Raw genomic sequence first — 22,716 nt, 5'->3', positions numbered from 1 at the left:
AAACTACCGCCCCTCCACCGACTCAGGATTTCGCTCGGCCCTTGAGCATGCCGTGGTTGACCAGCAAGGTACGCATCGCGTTACGGGTAATCCCCAGCAATTGAGCGCTGCGCAGTTGGTTGAACCCGGAAAAGGCAAACGCCTCGCGCACGATCAGGTCTTCGATGTCATGCAGCAGGCTCTCGCCCGGCACCTCGAACAACCGCAGCAACTGCTCGCGGATCACCTCCTGGGGTACCCGCGCCACCGTACTGGCACTGGGACTGCGCGCGGCACTGAGGCCGGCGGAAAACTTCAGGTGCTCGGGGCGGATCGGCTTGTCGCCCGCCACCAGCAAGGCCAGGTGCACGACATTCTCCAGCTCGCGGATGTTGCCCGGCCAGGGATAGTCGAGCAGCGCCTGGGTAGCCGCCTCGGAGAGCATCGGTTCGACGATTTTCAGCCGTTGGCTGTAGAGCTTTCGGAAGTGCTCCACCAGCGGCAGGATGTCCAGCGGCCGCTCGCGCAACGGCAGTACGCGGACCTGGGCGACGTTGATCCGGTAGAACAGGTCGAGGCGGAAATTGCCCGCCTCCACCGCCTGTTCCAGGTCGATGTTGGTCGCCGTCACCAGGCGGATATTGATCTTGATCGGCTTGCGCGAGCCGACCCGGACGATCTCCTGCTCCTGCAGCGCCCTGAGCAGTTTCACCTGCAACGGCAACGGCAGGTCGCCGATTTCGTCGAGAAACAGCGTGCCGCCATCGGCCTCCTCGAACCAGCCGGCACGCCGCCCGACCGCTCCGGAAAAGGCCCCGGCCTCATGCCCGAAGAACTCGCTCTCGGCCAGGGTTTCGCTGATCGCCCCGCAGTTCACCGGAACGAAGGCACCCGTGCGACCGCTGGCCGAATGGATATAGCGCGCCACCAGTTCCTTGCCGGTGCCGGTCTCGCCATTGATCAGCACCGGCGCTTCGCTCGGTCCGACCCTCTGCAGGTAATCGAGCAGTTGCCGCGAACGCGGGTCGGCGAATACCAGGGCCTTGGCGCGAATCGACAACGGGTCCTTTTCACCCTGCGGCAGGGTCAGGATCGGGCCGGACCGCCCGGCGGTCGTACTCATAGCTTGGCGATGGACACTTCTGTGGATTTGACGAAGGCGATCACCTCGCCGCCGACCGCCAGTTCAAGATCGCGCACCGAGCGCGTGGTAATCACCGAAGTGACGATGCCCGAAGCGGTCTGCACGTCGATCTCGGACAGCACCTCACCGAGGTTGATTTCCTTGATGACGCCACGGAACTGGTTGCGGACGTTGATAGCCTTGATGGTCATGGGGCAGCTTCCTGTCTGGGAGAGTGGCACGAACGTCGTGCGGTTCGTGGATAAGGTGCACCTTTCTCTATTTTTTCAAAAGGAATTAATAATCATCATTTTATTCCTTTAGGAAATAAGTCAGCGAATCTTCCTGAACACCCTTCCTGCGTGGCTAGAATCAGCTTTCGGAAACCGGCATGGCGGAACCTCGCGGACCGACCGTTGCCACACGGATACCCCCGGTATTTCAAGGAGACTTCAATGCGAACGCTCGATCTGGCCGGCGTGGCCGTCCCCGTCATCGGCCAGGGCACCTGGCGCATGGGTGAGGATCAGCAGCAGCGCGCCCATGAGGTGCGTGCCCTGCAGGCCGGCATCGACCTGGGCATGACCCTGATCGATACCGCCGAGATGTATGGCGACGGCGGTGCCGAGGAAGTGGTCGGCCAGGCCATCGCCGGGCAACGCGACAAGGTGTTCCTGGTCAGCAAGGTCTATCCGCACAACGCCAGCCGCAAGGGCATTCCCCTGGCCTGCGAACGCAGCCTCAGGCGCCTGGGCACCGAATACATCGATCTGTACCTGCTGCACTGGCGCGGCCAGTATCCGCTGGAAGAGACGGTCGAAGCCTTCGAGCGCCTGCGCGAGCAGGGCCGGATCGGTCGCTGGGGCGTGTCCAATTTCGATGTCGAAGACCTGCAGGAATTGGCCTCGCCGTTCTGCGCCACCAACCAGGTGCTGTACAACCTGCAAGAGCGCGGCATCGAGTTCGACCTGCTGCCCTGGTGGCAACAGCACAACCTGCCGCTGATGGCCTACTGCCCGGTCGGCCAGGGCGGCGCCCTGCTCGACAGCCCGACGCTGCAGCAGATCGCCGCTCGCCACGCCGCCACCCCGGCTCAGATCGCGCTGGCCTGGGTGATCCGCCATGAAGGTGTGCTGGCGATTCCCAAGGCGGTCAACCTGGAACACGTGCGGCTCAACGCGGCTGCGGTGCAACTGGAGCTGGACGAACACGACCTGGACGCCATCGACCGGGTGTTCATGCCGCCCAAGCGCAAGCATCGGTTGGCGATGGTTTGATTCCCAGCAGATGGGAGCCAAACCAACAAATCACTAAGAGCTCCAGGCAAAAAATCCCGCAAGGTGGTATTTCTCTGCAAAAAAGAGAGGAATACCCCCATGGAAGCCGCAAAAGGTACCGCCGCCCTGGAAAAGGCCTTCGACCTGCTCGAAGCCATCGGCCTCGCCCCCGAGGGCCTGGAGACCCAGCAGTTGGCGGCCCGGGTCAATCTGCCCCGCTCCACCCTCTACCGCCTGCTCGGCCTGCTGGTCGAACGGGGCATGGTCCGCCGCGATGCCCACCAGAAGCGTTACCGCTTGGGCTTTCGCTACCTGGAAATGGTCCGTGGCGCCTGGCTGGAACCGGACCTGGTCGCCGCCGCCAGCTTCGAGTTGCGCGCCCTGCGCGACCTGACCGGCGAAACCACCTACCTGGCGATCCGCGATGGCGACCAGGTGCTGTCGCTGGAGCGCTGTGACGGTGCCCACAGCCATCGTTCCGCAGCGGCCATGGGCCAGCACAAGCCCATGCACTGCACCGGCCAGGGCAAGGCCATTCTTAGCGTCATGCCTGACAGCGAGCGCCGTGACCTGCTCAAACACATGCCGTTGGTACCGCTCACGCCACTGACCATCACCGATCGCGACCGCCTGCTGATCGAGCTGGAGGTGACCCGCACCCGTGGCTATGCGATCGACGACGAGGAAATTGCCCTGGGCATCCGCTGCGTCGCGGCACCGGTGGTCGACTCGGCAGGACAGGTGCGCGGCGCCCTGAGCATCGCCGGGCCGGCCTATCGCCTGACCCGCAAGCGCCTCGACCTGCTCGGGCCGGAGGTCGCCGCCTCGGCCCAGCGGGTTGGCAGCCAGTTGGCCGTGCGACACATCCCGGATAATCCGGATGCCCTGCAACCGCTCAGCGAGCGCTGGGCGTTCCTGGGTGGGCAGCCGCGCTGGAGCGAACGCGAGGCCTGCCTTTACTGGACCGACCGGCTCGGTCCGGCCGTCTACCGGCACGGCACCCACGGCACGGAAAAGGTATTCCATTGCGAGCGGCCGATTCTCGGCATGGAGTTGACCACCGACGGGCTGTTCGTCGCCCTCGACGAGGAGTACCTGTTCGTCACCGAAGGCCGCATACGCAACCGTGGCCAGTGGGGGTTCGGGACGCCGAGCTGCCTGTGCAGCGACCGCGAGGGGCGGCTGTGGGCAGCGATCCGCATGGGCAGCGGGCAGTGGAAGGTCGGCGAGGTACACCGCGACGGCACATTGGCCAGCCACTGGCAGTTCAACGAGGCGATCAGCGCGCTGTGCTGGGACTCGCAGCACGGCCAGCTGTTCGCACTGGCCGCAGACTCGGGCACGATCCTGCGCCTGGACAATGCTGGCCAGGTGCGCCGCTTCGCTACCCTGCCCAAGGGCTCAGGGCTGCTCAGCGGCCTGGCGGTGGACCTGGATGGCAGCGTCTGGACCGCGCTCTCGGGCGGCTGGAGCATCGTCAAGTTCGACCGTGGCGGCAACCTGGAACGCATGGTCGGCGTGCCCGTCGCCTCGCCGACCGACCTGTGCTTCGGCGGTAGCGACGGCGCAACACTGTACATCACCTCGGCACGCCAGGCGGTGAGCCGCGAGGCCCTGAAGACCGCGCCGTGGTCCGGCACGGTCATGAGCACGCCAGTGGACAGTCGCGGAGCCCCGGCCGCCATCACCCGGGGCCCCGCCTGAGGCTACTTGAGGGCGAAGGTGTAGCTGAGGACCACCCGGTTCTCGTCGCGGCGCCTGGTCACGTCGCCCTGGATCTCGACGTTGCGCCAGCGCAGCGCCAGGTCCTTGAGCGGCCCGCTCTGGATCACGTAGCTGACATCGAGGTTGCGTTCCCATTCCTTGCCGGCATGACCGTTGACCTGGAAGTTGTCGCCATACACATAGCGAGTGAAGGCACTCAGGCCCGGCACGCCAAGACCGGCGAAGTCGATGTCGTAGCGAGCCTGCCAGGAGCGCTCGCGGGCACGGTCGAAACGCAGCACCTGGATCGCGTTGGATACGCCCGGCAGATCGGTGTCATGCAGGAACGGCAAGGCACTGTCGCCGGCGTTGAACTGGTAGCCCATCGTCACTTTCTGGAAGCCATAGGCGGCGCTGAGCAGCCCCGAGGTCATGCGGCTGTCGAGCACGCCGGCACGGGCCTGGCCGCTTTCGCTGCTGTCCAGGTAATTGAGGGTGCCGCTGAGCCGCCAGCTTCCGACATCGACGAATTTAGTGCCGGTGTACAGCGTCTGCTGGTAGACGTTCTCCAGGCGCCCGCCCCAAATACCCAGGGACAGGCTCGGGTCCGGGGTCCAGGTACCGCCGAGGTAGTTGAAGCGGTCGCTGGTGACGTTCAGGTAGTTGCCGGTCTGCATGTCGCGCGAGCCGCTGAACTCGCGGTAGTTGACCTGGCGCATCTGGCCGAGGCTGAAGCTGAAATGCTCCAGCTCGTTGACATCCAGCATTGCCCCCTCGAAGAACTGCGGCAGCAGCCGCGAGTCGCCGGCATACACCAGGGGGATTTTCGGGAACAGCCCGCCGACCTTCAGTTCAGTCTTGGAGATTTTCATCTTCAACGCCGCCGTCGCCTCGGAGTACTGGTTTTCCGAGCTCGGATCGGCATTGCGCGGCCCACCGGCCCGGTTGTAGGCCCCCGGCAGCAGGGCGCTGCCGCTACGATCCGGGGCTGAGTCGAGCTTGAGCCCGAGGCCGGCATACAGGTCCACGCCAAGGGCCACTGGCGTATCGGTATAGCCGGACTGCGCCTTGAGGATGAAGCCCTGGGCCCATTCCTCGATCTTCGACTGCGCTGGCGGCTTGGAGTCGCGCAGGTCGTGGTTGTAGTAGAAGTTGCGCAGAGTCAGGTTGGCCTTGCTGTCGTCGAGGAAGTCCGCACGGGCAGTAACCGGCAACAGGCCGGAAACACAAAGCGCGAGGACTGGGACGGATGAGGAGCGAAGCGGACGCAATTGCATTGTTATTATTTTCCTTCGGTCGAGTGATGTTGCGGCACCGGCTCATTGAGCTGGCGCGGATTCAGCGGGCTTGCCAGTTGAATACGAGGGTGCTGCCCAGGCGCTGCCCGGGCTCCAGGACCTGAGTGCCCTGGGCGGGCCATTCGGCGACCGGGCTGTTGAAAGCGTCGGCCAGGTGCGAGACCGGCTCCAGGCACAGGTAGGCGGCGTCCATCGGGGCAAAGGCGACGAAATGCGTCAGCGGCGCCTGGGCCTGCATCAGCAGGCGGCCCTGCGGGTAATCCACCCGCAGGGCGCCATCCCATTGCGAGCCGTACAACGCAAGTTCCTGCTGCGGGCTGTCATCGATGACCAGTGGCTGCTCCAGGGAACGCGAGCGGCCGGTCGGCAGGTAGGCGGCATCAATGTCCCAGGAGCGGCCGACGCTCAGCTCGATCCGCATGCCCGGGTGACGCTGGAAATAGGGATGCAGGCCGAGCCCACCGGGCATCGACGAGTGCCCGAGATTGGTCAGGCCCAGGTCGATACGCAGTCGCTGGCCTTCGAGGCTGAAACGCTGTTCGAAGCGCACCGGCCAAGGCCAGTGCTCGCCGGTGTATTCGCAGGCCAGGTCGACATGCCCGGTGCCCTGCTCCACCACCTGCCAGGGCAATGTCTGGGCCACGCCATGCAAGGTGTGCGGTAGCGCCGCCGGATGCGCGGGCAAGACGTGGCTGGCACCGGCATGCTCGAGCCTTGCGTCACGCAGGCGATTGGAATAAGGCAGCAACGGGTAGATCCCGCCGCGCGGCCAGGCCAGCGGATCGAAGGCCTCGGCGCGGATCGGCGTCATGATATCCAGGCCATCGGCCTGCAGCAGCGCCACGCGCCCACCCCATTCGGGTAGCAGGGCCAGGGACCAGGTTGCGTTCGCCAGTTCTATACGTTTCATCGACAGCTCCAGAATCGAGGCATGCACAGTCCCGTCCGGCGCGCTTTCACGTGCCGGGGGGAGGTTTTCCAGGGAGGATTGCGAAGGGTTCTAGCTGCGTCGGAACCGCTCGAACACCGCCATGTCCAGCTCCAGGCCGAGCCCGGTGCCGGCTGGTACCTGCATCAGGCCGTCCTGCAGCAGCCCCTTGATGTCATGCAGCCAGCCGTCGGTCTCGACATAGTGGAACTCCACCAGCGGCACATCCGGCTGGACCGCCGCCAGGTGCAGGGTCGCCAGCAGCCCGGGGCCGAAGTACGGACTGTGCGGCAGCACCAGGGTGCCATGCCGGCTGGCCAGCTCGGCGACGCGCAGGCACTCGCTGATGCCACCGACCTTGGTCACCGAAGGCTGGATCGAGTCCACCGCCCCCTGGCGTATGGCGCTTTCGAACTGCACGGCGGTGCACCAGTTCTCCCCCGCGGAGATCGGCACGCCGTGGCCACGCAGGCTGGCCAACGCCGGGAAATCCTCGGGCGGGAAGATCGGCTCCTCGAGCCAGGCCAGTTCGAGTTCCGCCAGCGCCGGCAGCCACTCGCGCGTGTCGTCCAGGCTCCAGGAGCAGTTGACGTCGGTCGCCAGCGGGATATCGCGGCCAATCGCCCGGCGGCACGCAGCGACTTCCGAGACCGTGTTCTCGTGCAGCTTGATGTGCCTGAAGCCCTCGCGCAGCGCGCGCTCGCACACCGCTGGCGCCAGACCGTCGGTGCCGTAGCGCACCAGGCTGGCGTAGGCGGGAATGGCCGCGCGGCTGGCGTTGCCGAGCAGGCGGTGCAGCGGCAACCCTTCGCGCCTGGCCTGCAGGTCCCACAGCGCCATGTCGACCCCGGAGAGGCCGAACATCGTCACCCCATAGCGACCGAAGATGTGCAGGCGCAGTTGCGCGTCGAGGTTCCAGGCCGGGATGTCGTGGATAGTCTGGCCGACGACCAGCGGCGCGATCAGCCGGTCGATCATCGCGCGCACCGAGTCCGCCACGAAATAGCCGAAGGCCTCGCCCCAGCCGACATTGCCCTGTTCGTCCTCGACGCGGACCAGGACGTTCTCCAGGGTGTGCCAGGTCAGCGGCGTGATGACCTTGGCCGGGCCACCATCGTGAAACGGGATCTCGACGACGAAGGTCTGGAGGCTGGCGACTTTCATGGGCGGGCATCCAGCAGGCTGACCAGCCTGGCTCCGGCGTAGGCGCCACCGACATGGTCGCGGCCGGAGGTAGCCGGGTCCATCGCCTCGTAGGGCAGGTAGCCTGGCGCAAGATGATCGCCCGCATTGTCCTGCGGTTGGTAACCCAGTTCCCGGGCACGACGGTTGTGGAACAACGGATCGGGGCTTTCGGAAACCCCATAGACCACCTCATGGCGCACCTGCGGGTTCTCCAGGCCGATGCGTACCAGTTGCGCCAGGTCGCGGGCACTGGTCCACATCCGCAGCCGGCGGGCATCGGCCACCAGCGGATCGGCGTTGCCGATGCGGATGACGAAGGTCGCCAGGTCGTAGCGCTGGCTGAAGGCGGCACAGGCTGCTTCGCCGAACACCTTGCTCATCGCGTAGTAGCTGTCCGGGGCGGCGGGCGCGTCGTCGAAAGTCTCGGCCACGTCGGTACGGTACTGCCCGACCACATGGTGGCTGCTGGTGAACAGGAAACGCCTGGCCTCATGACGCCGCGCGGCTTCAAGCAGGTACAGGGTGGCGTGGTAGTTCGGCTCCACGGTGCTCTGGAAAGTGATGTCGGTACCGTGGGCGCAAGCCAGGTGCAGGATGCCGAAGACACCCTCGACCGCACGCTCGACCAGCGCTGGATCGGTCAGGTCACCGACGATTTCGCTCTCCCCCGGCTGCAGGTCGCCGACCGGGCGGCGATCGAGCAGGCGCAGTTGATAGTGTTCGCGCAGCAGGGGCCGCAGGGCGGTGCCGACGATGCCGGCCGCGCCGGTGATCAACAGGGTTTGCATGGAATGGATATCCTCGTTCTACGGTCGGCCCTGCCGGTGGACCGGCACGGCCGTTGAATGATCAGGCCGCGATCAGGGCGGGGTTGGCCACGGTCCTTTCGGTGACGAAGATCGCCACGATCAGTGCACCGATGATGCCCAGCAATCCGGCCAGGGCGAAACCACTGGCGAAAGTGCCGGTGTACTGAATGATCAGCCCGGTCACGGTCGGGGCGACGATGCCGGACAGGTTGGCCAGGCCGTGCATGAAGCCGCCGGCGGTGCCGACCTGGTGATCCGGCACGGCGTCCTGGATCATCGACCAGTACGCCGGGGCGGACAGCATCAGGAAGCCGACCGCAATGGTCATCACCGCCACCGCGCCGGCGATGCTCTCCAGTTGTCCGGTCAGACCGACGCAAGTGGCGGCGACCAGCAGGCAGCAGACCAGCACCACCTTGCGCGAGAACAGCCGCCGACCGGTGCGTTTGAACACCCAGTCGATCAGCAGACCGCCGCCGATGAAACCGAAGGTACCGACCAGCCAGGGCAGCGCGGTGACCACGCTCATGGACTTGAGGTCGACGCCCTTGGCATCGATCAGGTAGCTGGGGAACCAGGTCATGAAGAAATAGAGGATGTAGTTGTAGCAGAACAACGACAGCCCCGAGATCAACACTGCGCGCTGGCGGATGACCTCGATCACCGGCGTGGCCGGCAGGTCACTGGCAACCTGCACCGGAGTCTCGCGATCGGCATTGATCAACGCCAGTTCCTCGGCGCTCACTTCGGGGTGTTCCTGTGGCGTCGACGTCGCCAGGCGCCACCAGGCAAGTGCCCAGACGATGCCGACCACGGCGATGACGATGAACGCCACGCGCCAGCCCAGCCAGATCGCCAGGAAGCCGACGATCGGGCCAGCCAATGCGCCACCCAATGGACCGCCAGCCTGGGCGATACCAATGGCGCGGGCCCGCTCGGCAATCGGGAACCAGCTGTTGATGGCCTTGTTCGCCGTGGTACTGACCGGCCCCTCGCCGATGCCGAACAGGGCCCGCACGATCAGCAGCGACCAGAAGTTGAAGGCCAGCGCAGTGGAGCCGCACAGCACCGACCAGAACGACATTGACCAGGTCAGTACCCGCTTGGGGCCGAAACGGTCGGCAAAGTAGCCGCCAACGAAACAGAACAGCGCATAGCCGAAGAAGAAACTGCTGAAAATCAGTCCCTTCTCGGCTGGGGTCAGGTGGTAATCCTGGGTAATGAATGGCATGGCAATGGACAACGCCGCGCGATCGACGTAGTTGATCACCATGGCGATGAACAGCATCGCCAGGATGGTCCAGCGAAAGGACTTCTTGTTCTTCATCGGTGTCTCCGCGCGCCCTCGTTGGGGCGCGTCTGTTGTTATTACGGTTATTGCGGCGAGCGATCAGGCGGTGTAGTCGACCGCCACCCACTCGAAATACTGCTTCAGGTCCTGGACCAACGCCTGGTGGGCCGGGTGAGGCAGGTAGCGCGCTACCGACTCGGCATCGTCGAAGCTGGAATCGAGCAGGTAATCCCAGCAGATCGGACGATCCAGCTCATTGGCCGCCACATGCCAGCCACGGATGAAGTCGATGCGCTGCGGCAGCAGGCGCATGCGTTCGACCAGCTCGGCCTCGAGTTCAGGCTGGGCGGGCACATCCGGCAGGCGGCGAAACATCACAAGATGACGCATCATGCTTTCACCCTCCCCTCATCCCTGGGCCCAGGCCGGCGCATCCTGCAACGCGACCGGACGCAGGAAACGCTCCAGTGCGGCATAGCCGACCGAAGTGGTCTGTGGCGCAGTGGACGATGGCCATGGCCCGCCGTGCTGCTGCGCCGCACAGACCGCAACACCGGTCGGCACACCCTGGAACAGCACGCGACCGGAAACCTGCCCGGCGGCTCGCGCCAGGGAACGGTTGGCCGGCGTGTCGTCACTGGCCCCCCAGAGGGTGGTGGTCAAGGTGCCACCGATCGCCGCCAGCACCTGCTCGACCTGGGCCATATCATCGGCGACCACGACCAGCGCAGCCGGGCCGAACATCTCCTCGCGCAAGGCCGGATTGGCGATGAACGCCGCCGCATCGGTGCGATACAGCCGTGGTGCCGGGCCCGCCGCAGCAGTCCCGGCGAACAGCGTGGTGGCGTGCCCGGCCACCACCGAACTGGCATGCTCGAACCCTTCGCGCATGGTCGGCGTCAGCATCGCATGGGTACGCACCGGTTCAAGCGCCGCGCCCAGTTGTGCGACGAAACGCTCGCTGGCCTCCCCCTTGAGCAGCACGATCACACCCGGACTGGTGCAGAACTGGCCGCAACCCAGGGTGATAGAACCGGCCAGGGTGTTGGCCAGACCCTGGCTATCCGCTTCCAGCGCGGCCGGCAGGGCCACCAGCGGGTTGATCGAACCCAGCTCGCCGAAGAACGGAATCGGTCGCGGCCGCTCGTTGGCTAGCCGCCACAGCGCGGTACCGCCCTGGTACGAACCGGTGAAGGCCACGGCGGCGATTCCCGGATGCTGCACCAGGTAGCCACCGGCACCACGGGAGGCGCCCTCGACCAGGGTCAGCACGCCTTCCGGCAGGCCCTGGGCCAACACCACCTGGCGCGCCAGGTCGAACACCGCCCGGGACAGGCGCGGATGACCGGAGTGGGCCTTGACCACCACCGGGCAACCGGCCGCCAGGGCCGAGGCGGTATCGCCACCGAGTACGGAGAAGGCGAACGGGAAGTTGCTCGCCGAGAACATCGCCACCGGCCCCACCGGGCGCAGGACGCGCACCAGACGCGGACGCCCGGCCGGCGGTGCGCCGGCCACCGCCTCATCCACGACGCTACGGATGGCACCGGATTCCAGTTGCTCGGCAAAGCCACGCAGTTGGAACGCGGTACGTGCCACTTCGCCATTCAGGCGTACGGCACCGAGATGGCTTTCCTCGTCGGCGATCGCCACCAGATCGGCCTGGTGTGCTTCCAGCGCCGCCGCCAGGCCGCGGAGCAAGCCGGCACGTACGGCCACGCTGGCCTCGGCCCAGGCCGCAGCGGCCTGCACCGCCAGGTTGACCGCCTGGTCGATCGGTTGATGCGCGTTATTCCCGGTCATGCCTGGTCTCCACGCGATTGCGGCTCAAGGTGATAACCACGGCCGGCATAGTCGAAATCGACCAGCTCGTTGATCGCGACGTTCTTGTCCGCAGGCGAGGCGTAGAACGCGCGAATCTCGCTGATCAGGCCGCTGTCCTTGTCGAAGATGTACCACTCGTCACCACGCAGGGCGGTTCCCAGCTTGCCTTTCCAGTGGGTCCACTCGATCACCGCCTCATCGCTGTCATGGCTGACCAGGATCTTGTCGATGGTCCACTGCGAGCCCAGGTTCTCGACGCACCAGACCCATTTGCGGGCGATGGTGTCGGCACTGCGCCATGGGACATCCGGCAGGCCGGCCGGGAAGTAGTGCACGGCATCGGGGGTGAAGCAGGACACCAGCTTGTCGTAGTCGCCTTCGTTGCAGGCGGCGAAGTAGCGGCGAATGGTCTGCGCGTGTTTATGCTCTGCCATGATCGGGGTCCTTATCGGGCGATGATCGAAGGGATGGCCGGGCGACCGGAGGCGACCCAGTCCTGGTAGGCGGCGATGGCCTCGGGGCTTGGCGGGTAGACCCCCCACAGCGCCTCGCCGGCGGCGATGCGCATGGCCAGGTAGTGCTCGATGTCGTCCTGTTCCAGGCAGACCTCGGCCAATTCCTCGGCCAGGTGCGCGGGGACCAGGGTCAGGCCATCGGCGTCACCGACGATCACGTCGCCCGGGTAGACGGCGATGCCGGCGCAGCCAATCGGCACTTGCAGGTCAGCCACGTGGTGGTAGGAGATGCGGGTGGTGGCGGTGATTTCGCGGGCATAGGCCGGCAGGCTCATTTCGGCGATCTCGCTGCCGTCGCGCAGTGCGCCGTCGGTGACGATGGCGCGGGCACCACGGGCCAGCAGGCGGGTCACCAGGATGTTGCCGGCGGACGCGGCGGCCGGGTCGTTGCGGCTGTCGATCACCAGCACGTCGCCCGGCTGGATCTGCTCGACACCCTGCCACTGCAGGTTGTCGCCATTGGGCCGGGTGGTCATGGTGCCGTAGGTGTCGATGTCCTCGCGGGCCGGAATGAAGCGCATGGTGAAAGCCCGCCCGGCGAACGGCTTGGCATTGCGGCTCATGGCTTTCAGCCCGACGAACGCCGGCTGGCGAAAGCCGCGCTTGAACAGTTGCGTGGTCAGCGAACCACTGGAGCAACGCGAGAGTTTTTCGAGGGTCGCATCGCTGACCGACACCTTGCGATTGGCGCTGTTGTCGTAGTCTTCGGCGTATTGGTGAATCGCCATTATTGTTCTCCAGGCTGAATGGGACGGCGGGCTCGTCGAGCCGGCAACTGGAGACCGATCCTAGGGGCAAGCCCGGCTGCGACAAAACGTCATCACCCGAGAACCGGGCCGCTTGTCCCACATGGCGAGAATCGCCCCTGGCGACACTGGCGGAAAAAAACCTCGCGAAGGCAGGTGGCGCTAGGCTGCGCGGGACTTTCCACCGGAGCCTTCGGCATGTCCGCCTACCCACTCGATCCCAACCTCGCCGCGTATGTGGCGCACAGCGCGACCTTCACCCCGGAGAACGACAGCCTGGCAGCTCGTCGCGCAGCCTTTGCCAGGGCCTGCCGGCATTTCACTCCGCAGCAGCCGGCGAACATCTGGGTCGAGGACGAACACCTCGACGGCCTGGCCGTGCGCCTCTACACGCCCCTGCAGCCGGCACCGGCAAACGGCTGGCCAACCCTGCTCTACCTGCATGGCGGCGGTTGGAACATGGGCAGCCACACCACCCATGACTGGTTCGCCTTCGCGCTGCTCAAGCGTCTTCCCGTGGCCATCGTCGCGGTGGACTACCGCCTGGCGCCAGAGCATCCGTTCCCGGCCCCGCTGGAGGATGCGCTGACAGTCTGGCACGCCCTGCGCCGCAGGCATTGGCCACAATGGGACTCGGAGCGGTTACTGGTCGCGGGCGACAGCGCCGGCGGTTCGATCGCCGCCGGCCTGTGCGTTGCCCTGCGCCAGCTCGGCTTGCCGCAGCCGCTGCTGCAGGCGCTGGCCTACCCGGTACTGACGGCGGACGAGACACTGGAGTCGATGCAGACCCATGCCCATGCGCCGATGCTGAGCACCGCCGGGCTGCGGGCATCGCTGGCCGGCCATCTACCGGATGCCGAGCAGCGGACCGACCCTCGCGCGCTGGCCCTGGCGATCGATGACGCCACCGGCCTGGCGCCGGCCTTCATTGGTGTCGCCGAGTACGATCCGCTGTTCGACCAGGGCCGGCAATACGCGCAAGCCCTGCAACGCGCCGGGGTTTCCGTCCAATTGCACATCGGCCGGGGCCTGGTGCATGCCAGCCTGCGAGCGGCCGGAGTGGCGGCGGTGGAACAGTTCTACGACGCCCTGGCCGAGGCCCTGGGCAAGGCGCTGGCCCTCTAGCGGCATCGCTTCGATTCCCACAGTGCGGGACGCAACGCCCCTCGGCCAGGCCGGCGCGATTGCAGCCCGCCACCCTTTTCCACACGCTGCGCCGCATTCCACTTCATCCAAAAATAATCAGGGGAATGCAACATGAAAGTCTTCATCACCGGCGCCAGCGGGCGCGTAGGCAGCCAGGTCGCCAAGGCGCTGATGCAGCACGGCCACACGATCAGCACCGTGGTACTGCCGGGCGACCGCAATCTCGCCGCGACCCGGGCCACCGGCATCGACTGCATCACTGGCGACCTGGCCGACCGCAACTGCGTCCGCCAGGCCATGGAGGGCGCCGAGGCGGTGTTCCACCTGGCGGCACTGATCTCCTTCCGCACAGAAGACCGCGACCGCCTCTGGCAAGCGAACGTCACCGGCAGCTACAACGTCTTCGACTGCGCCGCACAGCAATCGACCGAGCGGCCGGTGCGGCTGATCTTCGCCTCCAGCGACCAGGTTTACCCGACACGCTTCGCCCGCTATCGCCCAGTCGACGAACACCACCCGCGCGAGCCCTACAGCTTCTACGGCATGACCAAGCTGCTCGGCCAGGACCTGCTGGACTTCTTCGCCCGCACCCATCCCAACCTGAAAGTCACCACCGCGGTGTTCTCACACATCGAGGCGGCAGCCGAAGTGGTCGACCCGAATGGCGAATACTCGCGCCCGGCGTTCTCCCTGCAAGGGCGCATCGACAGTCTGCGCGCCGCCAGCAGCCACAACGCCAACTCGGCAGCCAGCGACGTGCAGCGCCTGCTGGATATCCTCGAACCGCTGGCGGGTGACGACGACCCGCTGCTGCTCGCTCGCGATGCCAACGGCAATGCCCATACCCAGGAGTTGACCGACGTGCGCGACATCGTCGACGCCCTGCTGCTGATGCTCGACAAGCCGGCGGCCATCGGCGAAACCTTCAACCTGGCGCCACCGAGCCTGGTCGGCCTGGACACCTTCATCCCTTACCTGGCCAAGGCCACCGGCCGGCGCTACGTCGAGGCCAACCTGCCAGCCGAACTCGGCCAGCCCCACAGCACTGCCGCCAAGGCGCGCGCCCTGCTCGGCTGGTCACCCCGCTACAGCCTGTTCGACATGGTCGACGAAGCCATGGCCGCGCAGAAGCGCTGAGGCCCCTCTCCTCCTCCACCTCCTCACGCAGGTCGTCCCGGCCTGCGTGTGCCTGCACAGGCGAACCTTCATGAACAAGAACAAAAGCCAATATCGTTGGTTCATCGTGACCCTGCTGTTCATTGCCATGGTCATCAACTACATGGATCGCGCCGCGCTGTCGGTTGCCATGCCCTTCATCACCCAGAGTTTCGAACTCACGCCCAGCGAAAAGGGCATGGTGTTCAGCGGTTTCTTCATCGGCTATGCCGCCTTCAACTTCATCGGCGGCTACCTGGCAGACCGCTACGGCCCCAAGCGCGTGTTCCTGTGGGCGATGTGCATCTGGTCCGGGCTGTGCGCGCTCACCGCCACGGCCTACAGTTTCTGGTCGCTACTGATCGTGCGCGCGCTGTTCGGCATCGGCGAAGGCCCGGTGCCGACCACGGCAAACAAGGTGGTCAACAACTGGTTCCCGATCCGCGAGCGGGCCCGGGCGGTCGGCATCAACCAGGCCGGAGGCCCGCTCGGCGGCGCGCTGGCCGGGCCGGTGATCGGCGTGCTCGCGCTGTCGCTGGGCTGGCAATGGTCCTTCGTCATCGTCGGGGCCATCGGCATGGTCTGGGCGATCGCCTGGAAACTGATCGCCACCGACCACCCGGCCCAGCACCCACGGGTGAGTGCCGATGAACTGGCCGATATCCAGGCCGGGCGCGACACCGCCACGACGACCGATGACGCCACGAACAAGCCGAGCCTGCTTTCCGTGCTGCTGCGCCCGGCCGTGCTGTGCACCGGGTTCTCGCTGTTCTGCTACAACTACACGCTGTACTTCTTCATGACCTGGTTCCCCAGCTACCTGGTGGACACCCAGGGCGTCAGCCTGCAACAGATGAGCTGGATCACCGCCTTCCCCTGGCTGGTCGGGGCCTGTGGCATGGCGGCCGGTGGCTTCCTGATCGATCGCATCTACCAGAAAACCGCGCGCCAGCTGTTCTCGCGCAAGGTGGTGCTGGTCAGTTGCCTGACCATCGCCGCAGCCTGTATCGGCATGAGCGGCCGCTCCGAGTCCACGCACCTGGTGGTGTTCTTCATGTCCATCGCGATCGGCTTCCTGATGCTCACCGCCTCGGCCTACTGGGCGCTGATCCAGGACACCGTGCCCAGTTGCTACGTCGGCACCGCCGGCGGCCTGATGCACGGCATGGGCAACTGCGCCGGGCTGTTCGCACCAACCCTGACCGGGTTCATCATCCAGATGACCGGCACCTACAGCGCGGCGTTCGTCGTCACCGGCGTGCTGGGCGTGGCCGGGGCGCTGGCGGTCGGCTTGTTCGTCCGTCAGCGCAATGAAGTGCCCAGCCAGCGGACGGTGACCACCGGCTAGGGGGTGTGCGGACGGCCACCGGCAGGCGCACAACGATGCCGTCATCGGTTAGACTCGCCGCCCACATTCGACAACAGGGAAGTCAGCATGAGTGTTCGAGGCAAGGATCGGCAGATCGACAACATCGAGTTCAACGTCAGCGACATCGCGCGCAGCAAGGCCTTCTATGGCGAAGTGTTCGGCTGGAGCTTCGTCGACTATGGCCCCAGCTACACCGAGTTCAGCGACGGCCGCCTGACCGGTGGCTTCACCACCGGAGAGCCGGTGCGGCCGGGTGGGCCGCTGGTGATTCTCTATGGGCAGGATCTCGAGGCGATCCAGCAGAAGATCGAAGCCGCGGGCGCGACCATCAGCCGGGCACGGTTCTCGTTCCCCGGTGGCAGCCGCTTCCACTTCATCGACCCGGATGGCTACGAACTGGCGGTCTGGAGCGACCAGCAGTAACGACTTGGGGCAGTCCAAGCCGGCAGTATTCACAGAATCTCCTTCTGCAAGGCAGCTCCCATATACTGCCGCCCTCTTCCCTCATTCAAGGATGAATCGTGCGTATCATCGTCATCGGCGGCCTGGGCAATTTCGGCGCGCGGATCTGTCGGCGCCTGGCGCTGGAGCCCGGCCTGGAGCCGATTGCCGCCAGCCGCAGCGCCAGCGCGGGCCGGCACCGCTTCGACAATGGGCAGACCGTCGCCACCCTGCGGCTTGATATCGAAGCCGCCGATTTCGAGCAACGCCTTGCCGAGGCCAGGCCGGACCTGGTCATCCACTGCGCCGGGCCCTTCCAGGGCCAGGACTATCGCGTCGCCCTGGCGGCCTGCGCCGCCGGAGCGCACTACATCGACCTGGCCGACGGCCGCCACTTCGTCGACCGTTTCGCCGCCAACGTCGATGCGCAGGCACGGGCGGCCGGCGTACTGGCCGTCTCCGGTGCCAGCAGCGTACCGGGCCTCTCCTCGGCGGTAGTCGACCACCTGGCCCGATCCTTCGCCCGCCTGGACAGCATCAGCACCGCCATCGCCCCCGGCCAGCAGGCGCCTCGCGGCGTGGCGACCATCCAGGCGGTGTTCGGCTACGCCGGCCTGGCTTTTGACCGATGGAACGGTGGCGCCTGGGTGAAAAAGTACGGCTGGCAGGACATTCGCACCTTCCGCTTCGCCGGCATGGGGCGCCGTTGGGGCGCGGCCTGCGACGTGCCGGACCTGGCCTTGTTCCCAGCCCGTTATGCCGGGGTCCGCGATGTCGAATTCCATGCCGCCCTGGAACTGCGCCTGGAGCATGCCGGCCTGTGGCTGGCTGCAGCCTTGCGGCGCCTGGGCATACCGCTGCCGATCAGCCGGTTCGCCGCACAGCTGGATGCCTTGTCGAGAAAGGCCCTGGACCGCTTCGGCAGCGACCTGGGCGCCATGCGCGTGCACCTGCGCGGCCTGCGCCAGGACGGCACACCCGGCAGCCTGACCTGGCAACTGACCGCCCCCGGCGGCAACGGCCCGGAGATTCCCTGCATGGCCACCGTGCTGCTGGCCTGCAAGCTGGCCAAGGGGGAAATCCTCCGGACCGGGGCGATGCCGTGCCTGGGCCTGGTGCAACTGCAGGAGTTCGAACCGGAATTCCAGCGCTGGGGCTTCACCTCGGCAGTTGTCGACGGCGAAACCTGACACGCCATCAATGCCTGTGCGGCTTGAGCAGCGGCGTCAGCACCAGCATCGCCAGCGAGGCCACCACCAGCAGGCCGTAAGACACCTCGAAGGTTCCGGTGTGATCGCGCAGGAAGCCAAAGGCAAACGGACCCAGGGCAGCCACCAGGTAGCCGATGAACAACATGAAGGCGGTCCATTGGCCGGCTTGTTCATGAGTGCGGGTGTTGTCCAGTGGCAAGGTCATCGCCAGGGCGAAGCAGGTGCCCTGCCCCAGGGCAATCGCCACCACTGGCAGTGCGCCAAGCAGGGCCGGGGCCAGCCAGAGCGCCGCCGCACCAGCGGCCGAAAGAACCGCCGACCCGCCCAGCCAGGCACGGCGATCCGGTGTGGAGCGGGTCATGACCCCGGAGACGAAACTGCTGATCGCGATGATGGCGGCGAACAGGCCCAGGTTCAGCCCCGATCCCAGGCTGTTGATCGCCAGTTCCCGACTGCTCTCCCCCACCCAGGCGAAACAGGCATAGCAGACGAACTGGCCCAGGCCGAAGTACACCGCGATCAGCCAGGCCCGGCCGCTGCGAAATGCCGGTTGGCTGACAGGGCTGCAGGCGCTTTGCACAACCTGCGGTCGGGACGGGAACGCCGTCGCCAGACGTTGCCAACTGATCATCGCCAGTACGCAGAGCACCGCCCAGATACCCGCCGCCACACGCCAGCCACTCTCGGCCAGCGCCACGTATTCACTGCCCACCGCGGCCAGGGTGGCGCCGATGCCGAGACCGGCGGCATAGATGCCCATGAGCATGGCCGCGTTGCTGGCGAAGTGGCTCTTGATCCAGCCGCCGATCAGCGGGCCGGAGATGGCAACGCCCACCCCCACCAGGAAGGTCGAAAACAGCAGGCCGGTCGATGACCCGGCGAATGCCCGCAGGACCATCGCTACCCCCAGCAGGGCCAGGGAGAACAGCACCACCCGGTCGTTGCCGAAGCGGCGACCGATGCGCGGAATGAAAATGGCGAACAGGCCCATGCACACATCCGGTATCGCCGTCAGCAGCGCCGCCTGGGCGTGCCGCAGGCCGAATTCGGCCTGTATCGCGCCGATCAGCGGCCCGACCGAGACGATGCCCGGTCGCAGCGACAGCGCCAGGATGAACAGGCCGAGGCCCGCCATCAATTCGATTGCCCGCGTTCTCTGTGCAACGGCGACTGACATGTGCTGCCTCCAGGTATCTATCGCTGAACTGATTTGTGTGGCAAATACTAAGTTCGCCACCGACCTGGACGGTTTTGCATGAATGCCAATATTCGTCGCCAAAGTGACAGCCGCAAAGCCGAGGGGCACAGCGATGATCATCACGACTATCAGGACCTGCCCCGGGTGATCACCGCGTTCTCCCGCGACCAGCCGGCCGGCAGCTACAACGCGCCGCACAGCCATCCGCGGGGGCAGTTTCTCTATGCCAGCAAGGGCCTGATGCGGGTCGCCAGCGAACAGGGCATCTGGTACATCCCGCCCCAGCGCGGGCTGTGGATTCCGGCGGGGGTGGTGCACGACCAGGTGATGCTCAGCGACACGCGGATGCGCACGATCTACGTCGAGCGCAGCCAGGCCGAACGGTTCGGTGAGCGGGTCAAGGTGATCGAGGTCGACACGCTGCTGCGCGAGCTGATCCTGGCCCTGGCCGAGCAGCCGATGCTGTATCCGGACGACCCGCCCAACCGCAGCATCGTCACGCTGATCCTGCACAAGCTGGAACATTCGCGGACGGTGCCGCTGGAGATTCCCTGGCCCCGGGACCGCCGTCTGGTCACGATCTGCCAGCAGATACTGGAGGAGCCGGGCAAGGCACAGACCATCGAGCAATGGTCCGAGGTGGTCGGCGCGAGCAGCCGGACGCTGATCCGGTTATTCATCAGCGAAACCGGCATCACCTACCGGCAGTGGGTACAGCAAGTCCGGGTAGCCCGGGCCTTGACCCTGCTGGAGGCTGGCGAACCGGTCAATCGCATTGCCGACAGCCTGGGGTTCGCCAGCCCGAGCGCCTTTTCGGCGATGTTCAGGCGCCTGCTGGGCGAGTCGCCCAGGGACTATCAGGAGCGGGACTGAAGACCTAGATCGGCTTGATCGAAATCACCTCGAAGTAGCGAAACTTCTTCTTTTTCGCCGCGGCCTTGGCCTCCTGCTCGGCGGTGAAGGTGCTCAGGGTGTTGGCGTCGTACACCAACTCCTCGATCTCGCCTTCGAACTCCTTGGTCGCGTGCAGGATCACCCGCAGCTTTGGCGACAGAGCCTTGGCGACGGGCCGGGGTTTGGCGGGCGCTGCCGGGGTGACGACAAGCTTGGGTTCAGGTACTTGCGGGGAGATCGGTTCAGCACTCGGGCGCAGGGAGCCGAACAGCGCCAGGCGCATCTCCTCTTCGCTCAGGACATTGCTCATTGCGGGTGTCTCGATTACAGGTAGGCAACTGGATATGTAGTAAGCTAACGAACTTTACCAGAGTTGTCTGTCGTCCGCTGCGATCGTTGTCACCGTTTGCTTTCCACCTTGCAGAATCAGGCCCCCTTGGCGATCAACTTGGCAAGAAGCCCCGCCCGGCGCAGGCGATCGGCATTTTCCTTCGCCACGAACTGCGGCAACAGTTCCCGGGCCTGCTGTGCCGTGAGGATAAACACCCCGTCATCGTCACCGATAGCCAGGTCACCCGGCTGGACCTGGACGTCACCGACCCGCACCGGCAGGTTGAGTTCGCCGCTCTGCCCCAGGCTGCGGGTGGTCAGTGCGCTGACGCCTCGGCTGAAGATCGGCAGACGGTGCTCGCGCAGCGCCGCGACGTCGGTCACCGCGCCGGACACCACCACGCCGGCCAACCCCTTGATCAGCGCCGCCAGGGTGCGCAACTCGCCCCAGCAGGCACACTCGCGGTCGCCCTCGCATTCGATCACCAGCACATCACCCGGCTCGCAACACAGCAAGGCATCGCGCAGGATGCTGCCATCGGGTGTGCGCAGCCTGGCCGTCACCACGTTGCCGATCATGTGGATGCCCTCGAACAACGGCCTCAGGCCCCGCAGGTAGCCCGTGTCGAGCACATGGCCGATGGTGGAGCTGGAAATACTCCGGTACTGCAGCAGCAGTGCTGCGTCGACCAGTTGCCGACGCGGTGCGATTCGTGGGTTCAGCGACATTTCTTCGGCCTCAGCAGGGGGCAGGTGGAACAGTATTCGACCGGATGGCTCGCCTCGTAGTAGAAGCAGCAGGTGCGTCGAAAGCGGATGCGCTTGCCTTCGTTTTCAAGGATCGTCGGCGGTCGGCGAAAATGCCGGAGCGGGTTGTAGTCCAGGCCGAACAAGGCCGGCTCGGCCTCGTTCAGCAGCCAGTGGAAATCAGCCTCGCAGCGCTGGCGAATCAAGGGGTCCTCGACCTTGGCCATGCGCTTCTCGTACAGCGAAAAGACCCGCACCGCGGTGTTCTCCCAGAGAATCCTGCGGGAAATGCCGGTGACTCGGTAGAAAGTCTGCCACAGCGGCTGGAACGTTCCGGCGAACAGGCTGGAGACGATGGACTCGCGCCAGGCCTCGCGCTGCCCCGGCGCGTAGCCGAACGCCTGGGGCTGATCCAGCGGCATCGACGAGGTCCACAGGCCATCGTCATGCCCGTACTCGACCCGGCAGTTGTCCAGCGACAGCAGCAGGCCCTTGTCGTACACCGACATCGCGTACAGGCAGGCGCCGGTGCCGAGAAAGGAGAAACGCTTGGCCAGCAGCGAAGCGGTGATCGCCAGGGTCGGCGAACCGATCACCGGACCCAGCGCCTGCAGCAGGTCTTCGCAGGTCGTCTCATCGAGCAGGGCCCGCGCCGGCAGCGAACGCGGGTCGCTCTGCTGTACCGGCTTGAGCCGCAGCGCCCCGGACAGCAGCGCCCACTGTGCGTCGGTGAACAGATGGGCCAGGGTCATTGCGGCAATTCCCGGCCAAACGGGATGCACAGCGGTGTTCCGAAGAACGGGTCGCTGATGATCCGGCAGTTGAGGTTGAACACCTGCTTGACCAGCGCCTCGCTGAGAATGTCCGCCGGGCGCCCCTGGGCGAAGGCCGTGCGCTGGTGCACCGCGACCATGTGGTCGGCGTAGCGGCAGGCCAGGTTCAGGTCGTGCAGGACCATGACGATGGTCTTGCCCTCCTGGCGATTGAGGTCGCGCAGCAGGTCGAGGACTTCGATCTGGTGAGCCAGGTCGAGAAAGGTGGTCGGCTCGTCGAGCAGAACCATCTCGGTGTCCTGGGCCAGGGTCATGGCGATCCACGCCCGCTGCCGCTGGCCGCCGGACAGCGCGTCCACCGGACGCTCGGCCAACTCCAGCGTGCCGGTCTGCTGCAGGGCGCGCTCGACCATCGCCTCGTCCTGCTGCGACCACTGCTGCATCCAGTTCTGGTACGGGTAGCGCCCCAGCGCCACCAGTTGCCGCACACTGATACCCTCGGGCGCGCTCGGCATCTGCGGCAGGATCGCCAGTTCGCGGGCCACCGTCGCCGTCGACTTGCGATGGATGTCGGTGCCGTTGAGGATCACCCGCCCCTGCTGCGGTTTGAGCAGCCGGGCGAAGGATTTGAGCAGGGTGCTCTTGCCGCAGCCGTTGCTGCCGATCAGTACCGACACCTGGCCCTGGGGCAGTTGCAGGTCGAGCCCTTCGATGATTGCCTGGCGCTGGTAACTCAGGGTCAGGCCTTGGGCTGTAATGGATGCCATCTGCAA

Annotated in this window: 24 protein-coding genes; 8 read left to right on the top strand and 16 right to left on the bottom strand. The window is 65.9% G+C overall.

Annotated features, from left to right (window positions below; genetic code table 11):
• Nucleotides 1-22: 22 nt before the first annotated feature.
• Both ACMGT0_RS12870 and ACMGT0_RS12865 read right to left on the bottom strand, forming a co-directional pair.
• Complete coding sequence (locus ACMGT0_RS12870; protein WP_054059387.1) at nt 23-1,102, bottom strand: sigma-54 interaction domain-containing protein; 1,080 nt, start codon at nt 1,100-1,102, stop codon at nt 23-25.
• Entirely contained in the window at nt 1,099-1,314 is a 216-nt protein-coding gene (locus ACMGT0_RS12865; protein ID WP_054059386.1) for a TOBE domain-containing protein, read from the bottom strand. Before ACMGT0_RS12865 ends, ACMGT0_RS12870 begins: the two co-directional genes overlap by 4 nt.
• 243 nt (nt 1,315-1,557) lie before the next feature.
• Here ACMGT0_RS12865 and ACMGT0_RS12860 point away from each other — a divergent pair, with 243 nt between their 5' ends.
• A complete protein-coding gene (locus ACMGT0_RS12860) occupies nt 1,558-2,379 on the top strand; it encodes an aldo/keto reductase (RefSeq protein ID WP_416772892.1) in 822 nt (273 codons plus the stop codon).
• 99 nt (nt 2,380-2,478) lie between these two features.
• Nucleotides 2,479-4,083 carry an IclR family transcriptional regulator domain-containing protein gene (locus ACMGT0_RS12855; protein WP_416772890.1) on the top strand — a complete coding sequence of 535 codons (1,605 nt, stop codon included), beginning with the start codon at nt 2,479-2,481 and terminating at the stop codon, nt 4,081-4,083.
• 2 nt (nt 4,084-4,085) lie between these two features.
• Here ACMGT0_RS12855 and ACMGT0_RS12850 read toward each other — a convergent pair whose 3' ends face one another.
• From ACMGT0_RS12850 to ACMGT0_RS12810, 9 genes are all read right to left on the bottom strand, one after another.
• On the bottom strand, nt 4,086-5,297 hold the full coding sequence (locus ACMGT0_RS12850) for an OprD family porin (RefSeq protein ID WP_416772888.1): 1,212 nt from the start codon (nt 5,295-5,297) through the stop codon (nt 4,086-4,088).
• A gap of 124 nt (nt 5,298-5,421) precedes the next feature.
• On the bottom strand, nt 5,422-6,291 hold the full coding sequence (locus tag ACMGT0_RS12845; protein WP_416772886.1) for an aldose 1-epimerase: 870 nt from the start codon (nt 6,289-6,291) through the stop codon (nt 5,422-5,424).
• 90 nt (nt 6,292-6,381) lie between these two features.
• Nucleotides 6,382-7,473, bottom strand: coding sequence for a mandelate racemase/muconate lactonizing enzyme family protein (locus ACMGT0_RS12840; protein ID WP_416772885.1), 1,092 nt, complete (start codon nt 7,471-7,473; stop codon nt 6,382-6,384).
• Nucleotides 7,470-8,282 (bottom strand): NAD-dependent epimerase/dehydratase family protein, encoded by an 813-nt coding sequence (locus ACMGT0_RS12835; RefSeq protein ID WP_416772883.1) that lies wholly within the window; start codon nt 8,280-8,282, stop codon nt 7,470-7,472. Before ACMGT0_RS12835 ends, ACMGT0_RS12840 begins: the two co-directional genes overlap by 4 nt.
• A 61-nt stretch (nt 8,283-8,343) precedes the next feature.
• Nucleotides 8,344-9,630 carry an MFS transporter gene (locus tag ACMGT0_RS12830; protein WP_416772881.1) on the bottom strand — a complete coding sequence of 429 codons (1,287 nt, stop codon included), beginning with the start codon at nt 9,628-9,630 and terminating at the stop codon, nt 8,344-8,346.
• 63 nt (nt 9,631-9,693) lie between these two features.
• Nucleotides 9,694-9,987 (bottom strand): Dabb family protein, encoded by a 294-nt coding sequence (locus tag ACMGT0_RS12825; RefSeq protein WP_186680404.1) that lies wholly within the window; start codon nt 9,985-9,987, stop codon nt 9,694-9,696.
• Between the two features lie 15 nt (nt 9,988-10,002).
• Complete coding sequence (locus tag ACMGT0_RS12820; protein ID WP_416772879.1) at nt 10,003-11,397, bottom strand: aldehyde dehydrogenase (NADP(+)); 1,395 nt, start codon at nt 11,395-11,397, stop codon at nt 10,003-10,005.
• On the bottom strand, nt 11,394-11,852 hold the full coding sequence (locus ACMGT0_RS12815; protein WP_416772878.1) for a nuclear transport factor 2 family protein: 459 nt from the start codon (nt 11,850-11,852) through the stop codon (nt 11,394-11,396). The genes ACMGT0_RS12820 and ACMGT0_RS12815 overlap by 4 nt, the downstream gene beginning before the upstream one ends.
• A gap of 11 nt (nt 11,853-11,863) precedes the next feature.
• Nucleotides 11,864-12,661: a ribonuclease activity regulator RraA gene (locus tag ACMGT0_RS12810; RefSeq protein ID WP_416772877.1), complete on the bottom strand. Its 798-nt coding sequence runs from the start codon at nt 12,659-12,661 to the stop codon at nt 11,864-11,866.
• A gap of 216 nt (nt 12,662-12,877) precedes the next feature.
• Between ACMGT0_RS12810 and ACMGT0_RS12805 the strand changes: the two genes are divergently transcribed.
• The 5 genes from ACMGT0_RS12805 (at nt 12,878) to ACMGT0_RS12785 (ending at nt 17,980) form a co-directional block, all read left to right on the top strand.
• Nucleotides 12,878-13,804: an alpha/beta hydrolase gene (locus ACMGT0_RS12805; protein ID WP_416772875.1), complete on the top strand. Its 927-nt coding sequence runs from the start codon at nt 12,878-12,880 to the stop codon at nt 13,802-13,804.
• 132 nt (nt 13,805-13,936) lie between these two features.
• Nucleotides 13,937-14,962, top strand: coding sequence for an NAD-dependent epimerase/dehydratase family protein (locus ACMGT0_RS12800; RefSeq protein ID WP_416772873.1), 1,026 nt, complete (start codon nt 13,937-13,939; stop codon nt 14,960-14,962).
• Between the two features lie 70 nt (nt 14,963-15,032).
• Entirely contained in the window at nt 15,033-16,328 is a 1,296-nt protein-coding gene (locus ACMGT0_RS12795) for an MFS transporter (RefSeq protein ID WP_416772871.1), read from the top strand.
• Between the two features lie 87 nt (nt 16,329-16,415).
• Nucleotides 16,416-16,772 (top strand): VOC family protein, encoded by a 357-nt coding sequence (locus ACMGT0_RS12790; protein WP_416772869.1) that lies wholly within the window; start codon nt 16,416-16,418, stop codon nt 16,770-16,772.
• Nucleotides 16,773-16,870: 98 nt separating this feature from the next.
• Complete coding sequence (locus tag ACMGT0_RS12785; protein WP_416772868.1) at nt 16,871-17,980, top strand: saccharopine dehydrogenase family protein; 1,110 nt, start codon at nt 16,871-16,873, stop codon at nt 17,978-17,980.
• Nucleotides 17,981-17,987: 7 nt separating this feature from the next.
• On the opposite strand, the gene ACMGT0_RS12780 is transcribed toward ACMGT0_RS12785, so the two are convergent.
• Entirely contained in the window at nt 17,988-19,178 is a 1,191-nt protein-coding gene (locus tag ACMGT0_RS12780) for a CynX/NimT family MFS transporter (protein ID WP_416772866.1), read from the bottom strand.
• Nucleotides 19,179-19,256: 78 nt separating this feature from the next.
• Between ACMGT0_RS12780 and ACMGT0_RS12775 the strand changes: the two genes are divergently transcribed.
• The gene (locus ACMGT0_RS12775) at nt 19,257-20,072 is read left to right on the top strand and encodes an AraC family transcriptional regulator (protein ID WP_054059382.1); all 816 of its coding nucleotides are present in this window, start codon (nt 19,257-19,259) and stop codon (nt 20,070-20,072) included.
• A 4-nt stretch (nt 20,073-20,076) separates the two neighbouring features.
• Here the strand turns inward: ACMGT0_RS12775 and ACMGT0_RS12770 are convergent, their stop codons facing one another.
• The 4 genes from ACMGT0_RS12770 to ACMGT0_RS12755 all read right to left on the bottom strand — a co-directional run bounded on the left by ACMGT0_RS12770 (nt 20,077) and on the right by ACMGT0_RS12755 (nt 22,710).
• Entirely contained in the window at nt 20,077-20,403 is a 327-nt protein-coding gene (locus tag ACMGT0_RS12770) for a hypothetical protein (protein ID WP_054059381.1), read from the bottom strand.
• Between the two features lie 116 nt (nt 20,404-20,519).
• Complete coding sequence (locus tag ACMGT0_RS12765; RefSeq protein WP_054059380.1) at nt 20,520-21,152, bottom strand: RraA family protein; 633 nt, start codon at nt 21,150-21,152, stop codon at nt 20,520-20,522.
• Complete coding sequence (locus ACMGT0_RS12760; RefSeq protein ID WP_416772865.1) at nt 21,143-21,922, bottom strand: IucA/IucC family C-terminal-domain containing protein; 780 nt, start codon at nt 21,920-21,922, stop codon at nt 21,143-21,145. The genes ACMGT0_RS12765 and ACMGT0_RS12760 overlap by 10 nt, the downstream gene beginning before the upstream one ends.
• Nucleotides 21,919-22,710 carry an ABC transporter ATP-binding protein gene (locus ACMGT0_RS12755; protein WP_273825614.1) on the bottom strand — a complete coding sequence of 264 codons (792 nt, stop codon included), beginning with the start codon at nt 22,708-22,710 and terminating at the stop codon, nt 21,919-21,921. Before ACMGT0_RS12755 ends, ACMGT0_RS12760 begins: the two co-directional genes overlap by 4 nt.
• Nucleotides 22,711-22,716 lie beyond the last annotated feature (6 nt).

Origin of the sequence: Pseudomonas sp. RHF3.3-3 (genome assembly GCF_048069595.1) — a bacterium.
Taxonomy (GTDB): domain Bacteria; phylum Pseudomonadota; class Gammaproteobacteria; order Pseudomonadales; family Pseudomonadaceae; genus Aquipseudomonas; species Aquipseudomonas fuscovaginae_B.
The sequence above is the reverse complement of the archived record's forward strand: the minus strand, read 5'-3'. Positions and strand labels throughout refer to the sequence as shown.

What these genes read in the sequence shown, in the direction of transcription:
- ACMGT0_RS12870 (WP_054059387.1), bottom strand. Translation starts at nt 1,102, where the DNA reads ATGAGTACGACCGCCGGGCGGTCCGGCCCGATCCTGACCCTGCCGCAG.
- ACMGT0_RS12865 (WP_054059386.1), bottom strand. Translation starts at nt 1,314, where the DNA reads ATGACCATCAAGGCTATCAACGTCCGCAACCAGTTCCGTGGCGTCATC.
- ACMGT0_RS12860 (WP_416772892.1), top strand. Translation starts at nt 1,558, where the DNA reads ATGCGAACGCTCGATCTGGCCGGCGTGGCCGTCCCCGTCATCGGCCAG.
- ACMGT0_RS12855 (WP_416772890.1), top strand. Translation starts at nt 2,479, where the DNA reads ATGGAAGCCGCAAAAGGTACCGCCGCCCTGGAAAAGGCCTTCGACCTG.
- ACMGT0_RS12845 (WP_416772886.1), bottom strand. Translation starts at nt 6,291, where the DNA reads ATGAAACGTATAGAACTGGCGAACGCAACCTGGTCCCTGGCCCTGCTA.
- ACMGT0_RS12840 (WP_416772885.1), bottom strand. Translation starts at nt 7,473, where the DNA reads ATGAAAGTCGCCAGCCTCCAGACCTTCGTCGTCGAGATCCCGTTTCAC.
- ACMGT0_RS12835 (WP_416772883.1), bottom strand. Translation starts at nt 8,282, where the DNA reads ATGCAAACCCTGTTGATCACCGGCGCGGCCGGCATCGTCGGCACCGCC.
- ACMGT0_RS12830 (WP_416772881.1), bottom strand. Translation starts at nt 9,630, where the DNA reads ATGAAGAACAAGAAGTCCTTTCGCTGGACCATCCTGGCGATGCTGTTC.
- ACMGT0_RS12825 (WP_186680404.1), bottom strand. Translation starts at nt 9,987, where the DNA reads ATGATGCGTCATCTTGTGATGTTTCGCCGCCTGCCGGATGTGCCCGCC.
- ACMGT0_RS12820 (WP_416772879.1), bottom strand. Translation starts at nt 11,397, where the DNA reads ATGACCGGGAATAACGCGCATCAACCGATCGACCAGGCGGTCAACCTG.
- ACMGT0_RS12815 (WP_416772878.1), bottom strand. Translation starts at nt 11,852, where the DNA reads ATGGCAGAGCATAAACACGCGCAGACCATTCGCCGCTACTTCGCCGCC.
- ACMGT0_RS12810 (WP_416772877.1), bottom strand. Translation starts at nt 12,661, where the DNA reads ATGGCGATTCACCAATACGCCGAAGACTACGACAACAGCGCCAATCGC.
- ACMGT0_RS12805 (WP_416772875.1), top strand. Translation starts at nt 12,878, where the DNA reads ATGTCCGCCTACCCACTCGATCCCAACCTCGCCGCGTATGTGGCGCAC.
- ACMGT0_RS12800 (WP_416772873.1), top strand. Translation starts at nt 13,937, where the DNA reads ATGAAAGTCTTCATCACCGGCGCCAGCGGGCGCGTAGGCAGCCAGGTC.
- ACMGT0_RS12795 (WP_416772871.1), top strand. Translation starts at nt 15,033, where the DNA reads ATGAACAAGAACAAAAGCCAATATCGTTGGTTCATCGTGACCCTGCTG.
- ACMGT0_RS12790 (WP_416772869.1), top strand. Translation starts at nt 16,416, where the DNA reads ATGAGTGTTCGAGGCAAGGATCGGCAGATCGACAACATCGAGTTCAAC.
- ACMGT0_RS12780 (WP_416772866.1), bottom strand. Translation starts at nt 19,178, where the DNA reads ATGTCAGTCGCCGTTGCACAGAGAACGCGGGCAATCGAATTGATGGCG.
- ACMGT0_RS12775 (WP_054059382.1), top strand. Translation starts at nt 19,257, where the DNA reads ATGAATGCCAATATTCGTCGCCAAAGTGACAGCCGCAAAGCCGAGGGG.
- ACMGT0_RS12770 (WP_054059381.1), bottom strand. Translation starts at nt 20,403, where the DNA reads ATGAGCAATGTCCTGAGCGAAGAGGAGATGCGCCTGGCGCTGTTCGGC.
- ACMGT0_RS12765 (WP_054059380.1), bottom strand. Translation starts at nt 21,152, where the DNA reads ATGTCGCTGAACCCACGAATCGCACCGCGTCGGCAACTGGTCGACGCA.
- ACMGT0_RS12760 (WP_416772865.1), bottom strand. Translation starts at nt 21,922, where the DNA reads ATGACCCTGGCCCATCTGTTCACCGACGCACAGTGGGCGCTGCTGTCC.
- ACMGT0_RS12755 (WP_273825614.1), bottom strand. Translation starts at nt 22,710, where the DNA reads ATGGCATCCATTACAGCCCAAGGCCTGACCCTGAGTTACCAGCGCCAG.